Source organism: Chryseobacterium glaciei (assembly GCF_001648155.1).
GTDB lineage: Bacteria > Bacteroidota > Bacteroidia > Flavobacteriales > Weeksellaceae > Chryseobacterium > Chryseobacterium glaciei.
This window is the reverse complement of record NZ_CP015199.1, coordinates 1,205,620-1,219,313: the sequence shown is the minus strand read 5'-3', so window position 1 is coordinate 1,219,313 and position 13,694 is coordinate 1,205,620. Positions and strand designations below refer to the sequence as shown.

Below are 13,694 nucleotides of genomic sequence, written 5' to 3'. Positions count from 1 at the left end.
TTATAAATCTTTTTTACCGATTAATACCGCACCTACAATACCTGCTAAAATAAGAATCGAGGCAAGCTCAAACGGCAAAACATATTCGTTAAACAAAAGTCTACCCAGATTTTTAGTAAGACCAACCCCTTTGTCTACATTATCTGCAACAATATGTTTGTCTTGTACTCCTCTGAATACGCCTAAAACTCCAATTAATAAAAGACCTGCTGTAAAAACACCAATAAATTTTAAAGTATTGCTCTTCTTACTTTCGTCTTCTTTATTAAGGTTAAGCATCATCAGTATATAAAGGAATAATACCATGATCGCTCCGGCATACACTATAATCTGAATAATTGCTAAGAATTGTGCATTCAAAAGAATGTACATTCCTGCAATGGAAAACATCGTGACAATTAATGACAAAATAGCATATAAAGGATTTCTTGCAAATACAAAATACACTGCACTAGCCACTGCTAAAAACGCCACCAAGAAAAATAAAAACTGATCCATTATTTTACCGCATTTTTTTGTTTCTCGGATTGTCTTGTAGTGATATCAATCCTTTCATTTATTTTTTCGACTAACTTTTCCTTTCCGTAGATGAAAGAACCTCTGTTGGTTTCCACGTCTACCAATCTGTCTGTAAGATAGATTGCAGATTTCGGACAAGCTTCTTCACACATACCGCAGAAAATACATCTTAGCATATTGATTTCATATACTGAGGCATATTTCTCTTCTCTGTAAAGGCCTTTTTCTTCTTTCGTTCTTTCAGCCGCAGTCATTGTAATTGCTTCTGCAGGGCATGCTACCGCACAAAGTCCACAAGCTGTACATCTTTCTCTGCCTTCCTCGTCTCTTTTCAAAACGTGCTGACCTCTCCAGATAGTCGTTCTTGGCTTCTGTACTTCAGGATACGAATAAACTGCAGGAGCACCTTTCATAACGGTTCTTACAGCATGCTTAAATGTAATCCCCATACCTTTGAAAATCGCCGGGAGGTAGATTTTCTCAGCAAGGGTCATTTCTTTGTTAGAAACAACTTTTGATCTGTTAGTAAGTTTCATTTATTTTATTTTTTTTAGGCCGAATTTTTATTCAGCGTTAAAAATATATTCTTATCTATTTCTTAGTTTGCAAATGCTAAAATTACAGCACCTGTAATAATTAAGTTCACCAATGCCATTGGAATTAATGTTTTCCAACCTAGGTGCATTAATTGGTCATATCTAAACCTTGGAAGCGTCCATCTGATCCACATAAAGATCAAGATTCCGATTACAGTTTTTGCTAAAAATGCTACAACACTCAAGATTCCTGCAGTGTTCTCACCCCAGTGCTGAGTTACCCAATCAATTCCCGGATAGTTATACCCTCCGAAGAAAAGAACAACCATAAAAGCATTTGAAATAAACATGTTCACATATTCACCGAACATGTATAAACCTAATTTCATTGATGAGTATTCTGTAGAATATCCTGTTACCAATTCAGATTCACATTCCGGTAAATCGAAAGGGTGTCTGTTGGTTTCTGCCAAAGCAGCTACAAAGAATACAAGGAAGGCAACTGGTTGGTAGAAAATATTCCAGTTCATCCCGGAAACCCAAGGAATCACTCCCCAAAGTTTTCCTGTAGTCTGGCTTTCAGTAATTACTTTTAGATCTAAACTTCCTGTCATCATAATAATAGAAAGTAAAGCAAGTCCCATTGCCAATTCATAAGAAATCATCTGAGATGAAGCACGGATGGCACCTAATAATGAATATTTGTTATTCGACGCCCAACCTCCGATCATGATTCCGTAAACACCAATAGAAGCCATTCCGATGATAAAAAGTACACCAACATCAATGTTAGCAACCTGTAAATCAAAAGAAGTACCTCCAATATTTAAACTTTTACCCCAAGGAATAACCGCTCCTGTGATTAATGAAATAAACATTACCAAAGCCGGTCCTAATACAAATAGGAATCTCTCTGCATTGGCAGGCGTAAAGTCTTCTTTAAAGAAAAACTTTCCACCATCTGCAAGAGGCTGTAGTAATCCGAAAGGTCCGGCTCTGTTAGGACCAATTCTATCTTGCATAATAGAAGCAACTTTTCTTTCTGCCCAAGTAGAGTAGGCTGCTATCGTTAATGATAACAAGAAAAGCGCAAGTACAAGTATAAGTTTAAATGTAAGTAAATCCATTTTTTAATTTAAATGTTTGAAGATGGGAGCTGGAAGCTGGAAGTTTATCACGTCGTGGCATCAACTCTTCATCACATTACCAATTTTTTTTTATTTTTTTAAATGGTTGAAGTTAAAAGTGGACTGTAGGTTTTTGTGATTAAAACTTCCAGCTCCCAGCTTCTAGCATCCAACTATTTTATTTTTCGTCTTTTTCACTGATTTCCTTAGCCATTGGATTGTCTAAGACTCTTAGCTCATCTTTAGGCTTTTCATAGTGATTCAATGAAATAACAGAATGTCTGTCGATATGTCTAGGACCTTCAATATTCCAATCTGAAAGTTCTTTTCTTTCGAAACGACATGTATCACAGATGAATTCTTCAACTTCTCCCCACTGATCTTTTCTGGCAGTAACTCTTACAATCTCGTCACCTTTCATCCAAACAACAGCTTTTCCTGAACATTTACCACATTTACAAGTAGCATTCATTGGTTTTGTGAACCAAACTCTGCTTGCAAAACGAGAAGTTCTGTCTGTTAATGCTCCAACAGGACAAACATCGATAATATTTCCGATGTAGTCGTTATCTAAAGCTTTATTTAAATAGGTAGAAATTTCTGCGTGATCTCCTCTGAAAAGAATTCCATGCTCTCTAGTCTCTGTCAATTGATTTGCTGTCAATACGCATCTTGCGCAAAGAATACAACGGTTCATATTCAACTTAATATTCGGACCAAGGTCGTCTGCTTCGTATGTATTTCTTTCAAACTCAGTTCTTGTCTGAAGATTTCCGTGCTCATATCCAAGATCCTGAAGATGACATTCACCAGCCTGATCACATACAGGACAGTCTAGTGGGTGATTTACTAATAAAAATTCGGTAACCGCCTTTCTTCCTTCCTGAGCTTTTTCAGAAGAAAGATTTTTAACTTCCATACCATCCATTACGTTAGTTCTGCAACTTGCAACTAATTTTGGCATAGGGCGAGGATCTGCTTCCGATCCTTTCGAAACTTCTACTAAGCAAGTTCTACATCTTCCTCCACTGGTTTCCAATTTGCTATAGTAGCACATTGCAGGAGGTACAGATTTTCCACCGATTTGTCTTGCTGCTTCAAGAATAGAAGTACCAGGCAAAACTTCGGTAGTTTGTCCGTCTATAGTTATTGTGAATTTTTTAACCTCTTCGCTCATATTCTATGCTTTTCGCTTAATTAAGCTATAAATTTTTAAATCTTTCTAAATTAAAATTATAAGTTTCTGTAAGCAGATAATCAATATGAATTTTAAATTCTCTGATATGATTATCAAAATCTGGATAAGTTTGAATGATATGCTTAACCAAATTTTTATACTTATTTTCCTTATCTATTTGTTCACTTTTAGTTTCTTTTTTAAATGATTCAAAATCAATATAATCAAATTCAACTAAATCCTTATTTTGACATTTTAAAAATTGACAAATCCAATCTTCAAAGGCCTTAGGACAAAGTGCAAAAATAAATTGATATTTTGTTTTATCCTTATAAATTTTGAAACTATTTCCTTCTTTAATTTTCTCGAAGTTTTTTAAATTAGGATTGAGTAATAAATCTTTTCTGTCTTCATCTACAATTCCGATAAGAAATTCTCCTTTTACTCTTTCAAAAGCTTTTATAACTTCATTTTTATTTTTTTCTTTTCGGATACGTTTTTCATTTTGTAATAACTTTCCGAAAAAATATTTATCTGCAAAACATTCAACTGCAACAACCCTTTCCATGATTAATTATTTTCCCAAAGACTGTCGAAGTTGAAAAATACATTCATCCCATACTCATAAACATCATCATTTTTTTCTTTATCTAGCTTCTTTACTTCCGTTTTTCCTTCTACATTATTAACTAAATAAATCTGCAAGTTGTTTTTACTTTCTTCATCTCTCAAAAATTCCTGAATAATAAAATCACTGTGAGTAACCATGAAAAACTGATTATTGTTTTCATTGTACTTTACCTCATTAGTAAATTCTAAAATATACGGTTCAAAACAATGTGCTTCTGGTTCTTCAAATAATAAAACAGAATCTTGATTACTCATAATTGCTGTTTTATAGAAAATAAGTCTTTGAAGTGTATCTGCAATCATATTATATGGAAGAGTAAAGACTGTTCCATCTTCATATTCTTTAAAAATTTTTAATTCATTAGAACCTCTTTCAATTAATAGTTTTAAATTATTTATTGATAAAAAGTGATTAACAAAATTTCTAATTTCAGGATTACTTGAAATTATTGTGCTAATATTTTCTCCAAAAGGAGAAATTAAAGAGTTAGAATATTTAACTATTTCATTTTCTATTTTAAAAGAATATTTTTTGATATTTAAATCAAATCTTTTCATCAAATCAGAAATAGGAACAGATGATCTCTCTTCATTTCCTGTAATAGAATATTCAATTATTTTGGTTTTTTCACTTGATTTATTCTCTAAGTGAATTTTTAATATTTGATTAGCAGCGCTATAAAATGAAAAAATACGATGGGTGTTTAATGTAATTTTTGAAGTCTTACTATAGTCTCCTTCAAAAAATAGATCACTAAAATTTTCATACCTTATAAAGTTTTTAAGATTTTGACGATCTATAGGATTGAAAAACAAATCAAAAATCCCCAAAGCCTCCAAAAGATTACTCTTTCCAGCATTAGGCTTCCCTGCAAAAATATTTATTTTTTTGCAACCTTCTATGTTCAAATCTTTAATTGATTTGAAATTGGAAATTTTAATATTTTGAATATGTTGATTCACTTTTTAATTATGCTTCTTCGTATTAAATGTATATCCGATTCCTGCCAGAACTTGTCCGAAAACAAAATCCTGTTGTGCTTTGTCAGGCTTGTTATTCAATGTAGTTTTGATATCCCACATATTAATATAACCGGCTTTTCCTTCTACTCTGATCATCCAGTTTTTCCAGAAAACTAAGTTTAAACTGGATCTGATATCAGTTCCCATACCTGCAACGTGAAAACGGTCACTTCTTTCATTTCCGAAAAGTTTTACATTACTTTTAGGAAACATTACTCCGATTCCGGCTCCATAAGACCATACTAAATCTATATTTTTTTTATGAATAAGATTTTTGTATTTCTCAAGACCTAAATTTTCATAATTAAGTCCATCTGTATGCTCAAAAGTAAGAAACTGTGAATCAGATAAATCTACCTGTCCGTTCTGTACCATTCCTGCATACTGAGGATCTGAAATATGACCTTTAAAATCTACTGTCTGGTTCTGATCCATCACATATTTCATATGATCTATCCCAAGTACCAATGCTAAATTATCTTTAATAAAATATCCTAGTCTGAAATTATACTGCGTTACGGTAAACCAACTTGGATCAATATAAACGATTCCAAATTTTGTAGGTCTGTCCTGCGCTGATACATTATTCAATTGAAAATCGTAACCGTTTCCTTGAAAATGGATATCAGAATTACTATAAGCAGCTCTATTCCAACCATAAAAAACGAAAAACTGACCTTTCTTACTTAATGGATTAGGCTTCTGTTTCTTTTCAACCTTATCTAAAGGAGCTACCTCCAGTTTATATTCTTTCTCTAATGTATCTTTTTTAACCTGCGCAAAAGCAAGCCCGGACATCATTAATCCAACAACTAATAACTTCTTCATTTTAATTTTAACTAAGCATTTTTTTCAACAGCAGGAATTGGATCTGCGTAGTTTGCCAGTCCGTAATTTTGTGTCTGAGACAATTCCGGATTTTTCACATGCCATTCAAACTCGTCTCTAAAGTGACGAATTGCTGCTGCTACAGGCCAAGCTGCTGCATCACCTAAAGGACAAATAGTATTTCCTTCGATTTTTCTCTGGATATCCCAAAGTAGATCGATATCTTCCATTTTTCCTTCTCCTTTCTCAATTTTCTTTAAGATTTTATGCATCCATCCCGTTCCTTCACGGCAAGGTGTACATTGTCCACAACTTTCGTGGTGATAAAATCTTGCCAACGTCATGGTATGTTCTACAATACACTGGTCTTCATCTAAAACAATGAAACCTCCTGAACCCATCATTGTTCCGGTAGCAAATCCACCGTCAGCCAATGATTCGTAGTTCATATATCTTGGTTCTCCGTTTACGGTTCTTAATAATAGATTAGCCGGAACAATTGGTACTGAACTACCTCCCGGAATACAAGCTTTTAGCTTCTTACCGTTCGCAATACCACCACAATATTCATCAGAGTAAATGAATTCTTCAACCGTAATGGTCATGTCGATTTCGTAAACTCCTGGCTTATTAATATTTCCGCAAGCAGAAATTAATTTTGTACCTGTAGATCTTCCAACTCCAATTTTAGCGTATTCAGCTCCTGTAATATCAATGATAGGAACAATTGCTGCAATAGATTCAACGTTATTTACAACCGTTGGTCTTTCCCAAAGTCCTTTTACAGCTGGGAATGGTGGTTTTAGTCTTGGGTTTCCTCTTTTACCTTCAAGAGATTCAAGCAATGCTGTTTCTTCACCACAGATATAAGCTCCACCACCTCTTTGAACATAAATTTCACAATCGAAACCAGTTCCTAAGATGTTTTTACCTAAAAATCCTGCAGCTTTAGCTTCTTCAATGGCTTCTTCTAAGATATCCGGAATCCAAGAATATTCTCCACGGATATAGATATAAGAAACATTTGAACCTAAAACAAAAGATGAGATCAACATTCCTTCGATCAATAAATGAGGAAGAAATTCCATCAAATATCTGTCTTTGAACGTTCCCGGCTCGGATTCATCGGCATTTACTACCAAGTGTCTTGGTACGCCTTCCGGTTTTGCCAAAAAGCTCCACTTCATTCCTGTTGGAAATCCTGCTCCACCACGTCCACGAAGTCCGGAAGTTTTTACTTCTTCCAAGATTTCCTCAGGTGTCATCTTCAAGGCTTTTTCAGCTGCTGTGTAACCTCCCTGTTTACGGTAAGTTTCAAAGTAGCGAATACCTTCTATATGTGCGTCCTTAAGTAAAAGTTTTTTACTCATTTTAATATGCTTATTGCAATTGGCTTTTGGCTGCTTGCATTTAATTGTTAAAATTCAAATTAATTTAAAATCTCAGATTTTAAATTTCTATTAGCCCAAATCAACTTGCCCTTCTCTACAAAGATCTAGGATTTCGTCAACTTTCTCTATTGTTAAATTTTCATGAAAAAATTTCCCTAACTGCAACATTGGTGCATATCCACAAGCCCCAAGACATTCAGCCGGTTTTAGGGTAAACATACCGTCTTCTGTAGTTTCTCCATCCTTAATGTTCAGTTTAGTTCTGATATGATCTAGGATTTTTTCGCTTCCGCAAACCATACAAGGTCCAGTTCTGCAAACTTCCAAGACATATTTACCAACCGGTTTCATATTGAACATGGTATAAAAAGTAGCTACTTCATATACTTCAATTGGCTTAATACTTAATAATTCAGCAACATAATCCATCACAGGAACGTCTAACCATCCTCCGAATTCTTTCTGTGCTATGTGTAGAACAGGAAGAAGAGCAGATTTTTGTCTACCTTCAGGATATCTCGCCATAATTTTATGTACCTGTGCTAAACTTTCCGGTTTAAAAGCTATTGTTTCGCTCATTTTTTATCTCTAATTAAAGACTAAAGAATCAATAAGAAAATATTCTAAAGTTCAATATTCTAAATTCGTTTTATATAAGGTGATGAAAGTCTTTTTTCTTTCATCTTTTTTCTAATATCTAAATTATGCGTCTAATTCTCCCGCAATAATATTCATACTACACATCGTCACAATCGCATCAGAGATTACAGAACCTGTAATCATCTCAGGATACGCTTGGTAGTAGATAAAACATGGTCTTCTGAAGTGCAGTCTATAAGGACTTCTTCCACCATCACTCACTAGATAAAAACCTAATTCTCCGTTTCCACCTTCTACAGCGTGATAAACTTCTCCTTTAGGAACATCAGTTTCTCCCATTACAATTTTGAAATGGTAAATTAATGCTTCCATTTTGCTGTAAACATCAGCTTTTTCCGGTAAATAGAAATCAGGAACATCCGCGTGGAATGGCCCTTCAGGAAGATTATCGTATGCTTGATTGATTATTTTAAGGGATTCCCAGATTTCCTGCTGACGAACCATGAAACGGTCGTAAGTATCACCTGCAGTTCCTACCGGAATGATAAAGTCGAAATCTTCATAAGAAGAATAAGGCTGTGCAACTCTTACATCATAATCTACACCTGCTGCACGTAAATTTGGACCTGTAAAACCATAGCTTAATGCTCTTTCAGCAGAAATTGCTCCTGCACCAATGGTTCTGTCCATAAAGATTCGGTTTCTTTCTAATAATTGACCGAATTCTGCAAATCTTGCAGGGAAAGTTTTTAAGAAATCCTTCAATAACTCATGGAATTTTGGAGTGAAATCTCTTTCAAAACCTCCAATTCTTCCCATATTTGTCGTCATTCTTGCTCCACAAATCTGCTCATACATATCATAAATACGTTCTCTTTCAATGAACATGTAAGTAAGACCTGTAATTGCTCCTGCATCCATCCCGGTTACCCCATTACAAATAAGGTGGTCACCGATTCTTGCTAATTCCATCAAAATTACGCGCATGTAGTCTACACGCTTAGGAACTTTAACTCCAATCAGCTTCTCAACTGTCATGTGCCAACCCAAATTGTTGATTGGTGCAGAACAGTAATTCATACGGTCGGTAAGGGTAGTGATCTGAGAATAATTTCTTTTTTCAGAAATCTTTTCAAACGCTCTGTGGATATATCCCACGGTCTGCTCTGCGTGGAGGATTCTTTCTCCATCCATCGTTAAGATATTCTGGAAAATCCCGTGAGTAGCAGGGTGGGTAGGACCTAAATTAAGGGTGTATAATTGACCATCAATTTGCTCCTTACTGTCGTACTGGTTTAGTATATTAGATAATGAGTTATCTTTCATAATTTAAATGCTTTAGGCTCTAGGCTTTAGGCTTTAAGCTATTGCTTATTACTTATTGCTTATTGCATTATTTTTATCTTCCGAACATGCTATCGTTCTTGTCTGTTCTTGTGCCATCTTCAAGACGATATTCTTTCAACATTGGGTGGTATCCAAGATCTTCCATATTTAAAATAGCTCTAAGATCAGGGTGTCCTTTAAATTTAATTCCGTAGAAATCAAAAGTTTCTCTTTCCATCCAGTTGGCTCCGGCGTATAATTCTACAAGAGAATCAACTTCGATATTTTCTCTGGACATAAAAATCTTCAAACGGATTCTGAAGTTGGCCATCATATTATGTAAATGATATACAACGCCTATTTCTTTGTCCGGAAATTCTGGGTAATGGATTCCACAAATATCTGTAAGGAAATTAAATTCCAACGATGAATCTTTAAGATAGTGAATAATCTTCTTGATATCTTCTTTCTTCACTTCAACAGTCAACATTCCGTAAGGCTCTGAACTTGAGATTACAGATTCCGGAAATTCTCTTGTGATTGCTTCTAATACAAATTCGTTCGTCATTTCCGTTAGTTGCTAATGTTGTAAGAATCTAATAATTTTTGGTATTCAGGCATATCTCTTCTTCTGATGCTTTCGCTTTCTGCTAAAGCCTGAACCTGCATTACACCTTCAATAATCTGCTCCGGTCTTGGAGGACATCCGGGAACGTAAACGTCAACCGGAATAATTTTATCAATTCCCTGTAACACAGAGTATGTGTCAAAAATACCACCGCTGGAAGCACAAGCTCCAACAGCAACTACCCATTTTGGCTCAGCCATCTGAGTATAAACTTCTTTTAGGACTGGTCCTAATTTTTTAGATATCGTTCCGCAAACCATCAACATATCTGCCTGTCTTGGTGAGAAAGAGTTTCTTTCCATACCAAATCTTGAAGCATCATAAGTAGGGTTTAGGGTAGCCATAAACTCGATACCACAACAAGAGGTTGCAAATGGTAACGGCCAAAGAGAGAACTTTCTAGCCATCCCGATTACACTGCTCAGTTTCGTTGCGAAAAAGCCTTCTCCTTCAAATCCTTCGGGAGCAGGTGCATCTGTTCTTATTACTGGTTTGTTATCTGACATTTCTTTTAATTTTAGATTTTGAAATATAAATTTTAGATTAAACTCAAAACTTATAATTCACAATTTGTTTTTTATTTATCCCAATCTAGTGCGCCACGTTTCCAAACGTAGAAAAATGCTACGAAGAAAATCGCTACGAACGTAAGTACAGCAAAGAATCCTTCAAATCCGAATTCTCTAAAGTTTACAGCGTAAGGATAAAAAAATACGATTTCAATATCGAATAGTACGAATAATACCGCAGTCAAGAAATACTTGATAGAAAACGGTGTTCTGGCATTTCCTTCTACAGGAACTCCACATTCCCAGCTTTGGTTTTTAACAGAATCTCCTTTTTTCTGCTGTGGGCCTAAAAAATGCGCTCCAAGTAATGAAACTGCTACAAAAGCAACCGCAACACCGGCTTGGATAAGGATTGGAATATAACTTTCAGGTAAATTCATTTTTGCATTATTATCTCAATTTGCAAATTTACAGAATAAACAAGAAAGCATGAAATTAATAACCTTAAAAGTGGGATTAAAATTAGGAAAAGCGGTAATTTAGAATCAATAAAAATAGCCGTTATTTCTTCATTTTTTTGAGGAGAGAGTAGGCCATAAACGAAATGTAGGCAAATAGGATACTTGCATACATTATGTTAACTACTGTGTTTGTTCGATCGTCTTCAATCTTAAAAAACAAATTATAAGCGATAAAACCTGCAATTAAAATAGCAAAAATAATAAGATGTGGCTTCATTATTGGGTGGTAGGGGTTTGTGGGTTTGAGAGTTTTAGGGTTTTAATGTTTTAGAGATGAAGTTATTGAGTGTGTTGAAAATAGGTAAAATTACTTATTACCAATTACTCATTACTTATATCTAAAGAGTATGTTCTTCTTCTTTTATGGTTTGTAGGATTGTAATCCTGCCAAAGAACCTGCACACTTTTGTTTTCCTCTAATTCAGGGTTGGTTTCCGCGAAATCAATTCCCATGCTTGTAAATCTCACAAAAATTTCTTTAAAAATAATTGCTGTTACGCCACGTCTCTGATATTCAGGGTGAATTCCGATAAGATAGAAATTGGCACGGTCATTTTTCTTACTTGCCTGTAAAAAATGCCACCATCCGAAAGGAAATAATTTTCCTTTAGATTTTTGTAAAGCTCTTGAATATGAAGGCATTGTAATGGCAAAAGAAACCAGTTCCTGATTTTCATCAACAACACAGATTACATAATTTTTATCAATAAAAGGGAAGTATTTTTCTCTGTAGGTCTGAATTTGTTCATCAGAAATCGGAGTATACGTTGAAAGATGTTTATAAGTTTCATCCAACAATTTAAACATAGGCTCCACGTAAGGTAAAATCTCTTCTTTTGATTTGAAATGAAGTACTTTAAGCTTGTATTTCTGAGCAATTAGTCCACTGAATTTTTCTACTTTTTCAGGTAAAATTTTAGGGAAATTCATCTCATATTCTACCCATTCTTTTTCTTTTGTTAAGCCAAGATCTTCAAGGTGTTTATGGTAATATTCGTGATTGTAAATCCCAATCATTGTTGCCAATTTGTTGAAGCCCATTGTTAGCATTCCTGCTTTGTCAAGATTGGTGAAACCCATTGGTCCTTCAATTTTGTTGATGTTATTTTCTTTAGCGTAGTCAATTGCTTTTTGAATTAAAGCCGCTGAAACTTCTTTATCATCAATAAAATCAATCCATCCGAAACGTACTTTTTTAACGCCTAATTCTTTCTCTTCCTTATGATTAATAATGACAGCGATTCTTCCCGCTACTTTATTGTTTTTTATTGCCAGATATTGTTTTGATTCTGAGTAGTTTAAAGCCGGATTTTCTTTAGCATCCCAAATTTTAAATTCATCCTTAATAAAAGAAGGAACATAATAAGGATTGTTTTTATAAAGATCCATCGGAAATCTTACGAATTGTTTTAATTCTTTTTGGCTTTTTACTTCAATAATTGCAATTGTAGACATAGTTTAATAGGGCTAATTGTAAAGCAAATATAAATAAATAAAATGTAATACTTTGGCACAGTTTTTACATCTTAAAGGTTAAAAATTTACATTAAATCAAATAAAAATGATTGGTTATTACATAATTATTGGTATTTCAATGTTGGTAAGCTGGTACGTTTCATCAAAATTGAAATCCAAGTTTGCATATTATTCCAATGTACACCTTAGAAACGGGCTTTCCGGAAAGGAAGTTGCCGAAAAAATGTTGAGAGATAATGGAATTAATGATGTTCAGGTGATTTCGGTTCCCGGACAGTTGACGGATCACTATAATCCTGCCGACAAAACAGTCAATCTTTCTGAAGGTGTTTATATGCAGAGAAATGCCGCGGCTGCAGCTGTTGCTGCTCACGAATGTGGTCATGCCGTGCAACATGCTGTGGGATATTCTATGCTTCAATTGCGTTCAAAATTAGTTCCTATAGTTGATGTTAGTTCTAATTTGATGCAATTCGTTCTTATCGCAGGTATTGGTATTATGGCTGCGACTCGATCAATTCAAGATCCAAACGGAAATACGATTGTTTTGGCGATCGGAGTTTTGATGTTTGCCTTTACAACGCTTTTTGCTTTCGTAACACTTCCTGTGGAATATGACGCGAGTAACAGAGCAATGAAATGGCTTAAAGATACCGGAACTGTAACGGTTGAAGAATATGTTGGCGTTCAGGATAGTCTGAAATGGGCAGCGAGAACCTATGTTGTAGCAGCGATCGGATCTTTGGCACAACTTCTTTATTGGGCATCTTTATTAATGGGAGGAAGAAGAAATTAATCAATAAATTCAAACGAAATATTCTGCATCTCGGACAATTTGTCTGAGATGCTTTCTTTTTGTGCTATTTTTAATGATGCCGTAAGAATACAGTTTTCATTAGCATCAAAATTTAAAACTTTAGCATCAAATTTAGAAAGCAACGTAAAGATTGTATTCTGTTGATTAAAACTGAATTGAATTTCTATTTCCGTTTCTAATTCTTTCGTAATAATATTGGCTTCCTCTAAAGTGATTTTTGCACATTCTTTATAAGCCTTAACCAAACCTGAAACTCCCAATTTTGTTCCACCATAATAACGAACAGAAATAACTAAGACATTCGTAATTTCATGAGCCAATAATTGATTGTAAATTGGTAATCCTGCACTTCCGGATGGTTCGCCGTCGTCATTTGCGCGATAATTTTCACCATTTAAACCCATTCTGAAAGCGTAACAATGATGTGTCGCTTTTGGATGCTCTAATCTAATTTTTTCTAAAGCGGCTTTAAGTTCAACTTCATTATTTACGGGAAAGGCAAATCCGATGAACTTGCTTCCTTTTTCTTTTAATAAAATATTTTCTATAGGTTTTTCTATGGTTTTATATTCGAACGTCATGCAGC

16 protein-coding genes are annotated in these 13,694 nt (G+C 34.6%); 1 reads left to right on the top strand and 15 read right to left on the bottom strand.

Annotated elements, in window-relative coordinates; translation table 11 throughout:
* The 14 genes from A0O34_RS05380 to A0O34_RS05315 all read right to left on the bottom strand — a co-directional run bounded on the left by A0O34_RS05380 (window position 1) and on the right by A0O34_RS05315 (window position 12,270).
* Complete coding sequence (locus tag A0O34_RS05380) at window positions 1-498, bottom strand: NADH-quinone oxidoreductase subunit J family protein (RefSeq protein ID WP_054512964.1); 498 nt, start codon at window positions 496-498, stop codon at window positions 1-3.
* Complete coding sequence (locus tag A0O34_RS05375; RefSeq protein WP_054512963.1) at window positions 498-1,055, bottom strand: NuoI/complex I 23 kDa subunit family protein; 558 nt, start codon at window positions 1,053-1,055, stop codon at window positions 498-500. The genes A0O34_RS05380 and A0O34_RS05375 overlap by 1 nt, the downstream gene beginning before the upstream one ends.
* Window positions 1,056-1,117: 62 nt before the next feature.
* Complete coding sequence (gene nuoH / locus A0O34_RS05370) at window positions 1,118-2,182, bottom strand: NADH-quinone oxidoreductase subunit NuoH (RefSeq protein ID WP_066752196.1); 1,065 nt, start codon at window positions 2,180-2,182, stop codon at window positions 1,118-1,120.
* Between the two features lie 178 nt (window positions 2,183-2,360).
* A complete protein-coding gene (locus A0O34_RS05365; protein WP_054512961.1) occupies window positions 2,361-3,359 on the bottom strand; it encodes an NADH-quinone oxidoreductase subunit G in 999 nt (332 codons plus the stop codon).
* Between the two features lie 25 nt (window positions 3,360-3,384).
* Window positions 3,385-3,927 carry a hypothetical protein gene (locus A0O34_RS05360; RefSeq protein WP_066752193.1) on the bottom strand — a complete coding sequence of 181 codons (543 nt, stop codon included), beginning with the start codon at window positions 3,925-3,927 and terminating at the stop codon, window positions 3,385-3,387.
* A 2-nt stretch (window positions 3,928-3,929) separates the two neighbouring features.
* Complete coding sequence (locus A0O34_RS05355; protein WP_066752188.1) at window positions 3,930-4,952, bottom strand: ATP-dependent nuclease; 1,023 nt, start codon at window positions 4,950-4,952, stop codon at window positions 3,930-3,932.
* 3 nt (window positions 4,953-4,955) lie between these two features.
* The gene (locus A0O34_RS05350) at window positions 4,956-5,840 is read right to left on the bottom strand and encodes a hypothetical protein (RefSeq protein ID WP_157885957.1); all 885 of its coding nucleotides are present in this window, start codon (window positions 5,838-5,840) and stop codon (window positions 4,956-4,958) included.
* Window positions 5,841-5,851: 11 nt separating this feature from the next.
* Window positions 5,852-7,210, bottom strand: a complete 1,359-nt coding sequence (gene nuoF / locus A0O34_RS05345) for an NADH-quinone oxidoreductase subunit NuoF (protein ID WP_066752186.1) — start codon at window positions 7,208-7,210, stop codon at window positions 5,852-5,854.
* Between the two features lie 90 nt (window positions 7,211-7,300).
* Window positions 7,301-7,810, bottom strand: a complete 510-nt coding sequence (locus A0O34_RS05340; protein WP_054512959.1) for an NADH-quinone oxidoreductase subunit NuoE family protein — start codon at window positions 7,808-7,810, stop codon at window positions 7,301-7,303.
* 123 nt (window positions 7,811-7,933) lie between these two features.
* Window positions 7,934-9,157 (bottom strand): NADH-quinone oxidoreductase subunit D, encoded by a 1,224-nt coding sequence (locus tag A0O34_RS05335; protein WP_066752182.1) that lies wholly within the window; start codon window positions 9,155-9,157, stop codon window positions 7,934-7,936.
* A gap of 73 nt (window positions 9,158-9,230) precedes the next feature.
* A complete protein-coding gene (locus A0O34_RS05330) occupies window positions 9,231-9,725 on the bottom strand; it encodes an NADH-quinone oxidoreductase subunit C (protein ID WP_066752179.1) in 495 nt (164 codons plus the stop codon).
* Window positions 9,726-9,730: 5 nt separating this feature from the next.
* Entirely contained in the window at window positions 9,731-10,291 is a 561-nt protein-coding gene (locus A0O34_RS05325) for an NADH-quinone oxidoreductase subunit B (protein WP_047397471.1), read from the bottom strand.
* A 71-nt stretch (window positions 10,292-10,362) separates the two neighbouring features.
* Complete coding sequence (locus A0O34_RS05320) at window positions 10,363-10,734, bottom strand: NADH-quinone oxidoreductase subunit A (RefSeq protein ID WP_066752178.1); 372 nt, start codon at window positions 10,732-10,734, stop codon at window positions 10,363-10,365.
* Window positions 10,735-11,136: 402 nt separating this feature from the next.
* Complete coding sequence (locus A0O34_RS05315; protein ID WP_066752177.1) at window positions 11,137-12,270, bottom strand: GTP cyclohydrolase; 1,134 nt, start codon at window positions 12,268-12,270, stop codon at window positions 11,137-11,139.
* Between the two features lie 106 nt (window positions 12,271-12,376).
* Here A0O34_RS05315 and A0O34_RS05310 point away from each other — a divergent pair, with 106 nt between their 5' ends.
* Complete coding sequence (locus A0O34_RS05310) at window positions 12,377-13,087, top strand: zinc metallopeptidase (protein WP_185097274.1); 711 nt, start codon at window positions 12,377-12,379, stop codon at window positions 13,085-13,087.
* On the opposite strand, the gene A0O34_RS05305 is transcribed toward A0O34_RS05310, so the two are convergent.
* Window positions 13,084-13,689 carry an IMPACT family protein gene (locus tag A0O34_RS05305; RefSeq protein WP_066752174.1) on the bottom strand — a complete coding sequence of 202 codons (606 nt, stop codon included), beginning with the start codon at window positions 13,687-13,689 and terminating at the stop codon, window positions 13,084-13,086. The two genes, A0O34_RS05310 and A0O34_RS05305, sit on opposite strands and share 4 nt — an antisense overlap.
* Window positions 13,690-13,694 lie beyond the last annotated feature (5 nt).

What these genes read in the sequence shown, in the direction of transcription:
- A0O34_RS05335 (WP_066752182.1), bottom strand. Translation starts at nt 9,157, where the DNA reads ATGAAAGATAACTCATTATCTAATATACTAAACCAGTACGACAGTAAG.
- nuoF (WP_066752186.1), bottom strand. Translation starts at nt 7,210, where the DNA reads ATGAGTAAAAAACTTTTACTTAAGGACGCACATATAGAAGGTATTCGC.
- A0O34_RS05365 (WP_054512961.1), bottom strand. Translation starts at nt 3,359, where the DNA reads ATGAGCGAAGAGGTTAAAAAATTCACAATAACTATAGACGGACAAACT.
- A0O34_RS05305 (WP_066752174.1), bottom strand. Translation starts at nt 13,689, where the DNA reads ATGACGTTCGAATATAAAACCATAGAAAAACCTATAGAAAATATTTTA.
- A0O34_RS05340 (WP_054512959.1), bottom strand. Translation starts at nt 7,810, where the DNA reads ATGAGCGAAACAATAGCTTTTAAACCGGAAAGTTTAGCACAGGTACAT.
- A0O34_RS05350 (WP_157885957.1), bottom strand. Translation starts at nt 5,840, where the DNA reads ATGAAGAAGTTATTAGTTGTTGGATTAATGATGTCCGGGCTTGCTTTT.
- A0O34_RS05320 (WP_066752178.1), bottom strand. Translation starts at nt 10,734, where the DNA reads ATGAATTTACCTGAAAGTTATATTCCAATCCTTATCCAAGCCGGTGTT.
- A0O34_RS05325 (WP_047397471.1), bottom strand. Translation starts at nt 10,291, where the DNA reads ATGTCAGATAACAAACCAGTAATAAGAACAGATGCACCTGCTCCCGAA.
- A0O34_RS05330 (WP_066752179.1), bottom strand. Translation starts at nt 9,725, where the DNA reads ATGACGAACGAATTTGTATTAGAAGCAATCACAAGAGAATTTCCGGAA.
- A0O34_RS05315 (WP_066752177.1), bottom strand. Translation starts at nt 12,270, where the DNA reads ATGTCTACAATTGCAATTATTGAAGTAAAAAGCCAAAAAGAATTAAAA.
- A0O34_RS05360 (WP_066752193.1), bottom strand. Translation starts at nt 3,927, where the DNA reads ATGGAAAGGGTTGTTGCAGTTGAATGTTTTGCAGATAAATATTTTTTC.
- A0O34_RS05380 (WP_054512964.1), bottom strand. Translation starts at nt 498, where the DNA reads ATGGATCAGTTTTTATTTTTCTTGGTGGCGTTTTTAGCAGTGGCTAGT.
- A0O34_RS05310 (WP_185097274.1), top strand. Translation starts at nt 12,377, where the DNA reads ATGATTGGTTATTACATAATTATTGGTATTTCAATGTTGGTAAGCTGG.
- nuoH (WP_066752196.1), bottom strand. Translation starts at nt 2,182, where the DNA reads ATGGATTTACTTACATTTAAACTTATACTTGTACTTGCGCTTTTCTTG.
- A0O34_RS05375 (WP_054512963.1), bottom strand. Translation starts at nt 1,055, where the DNA reads ATGAAACTTACTAACAGATCAAAAGTTGTTTCTAACAAAGAAATGACC.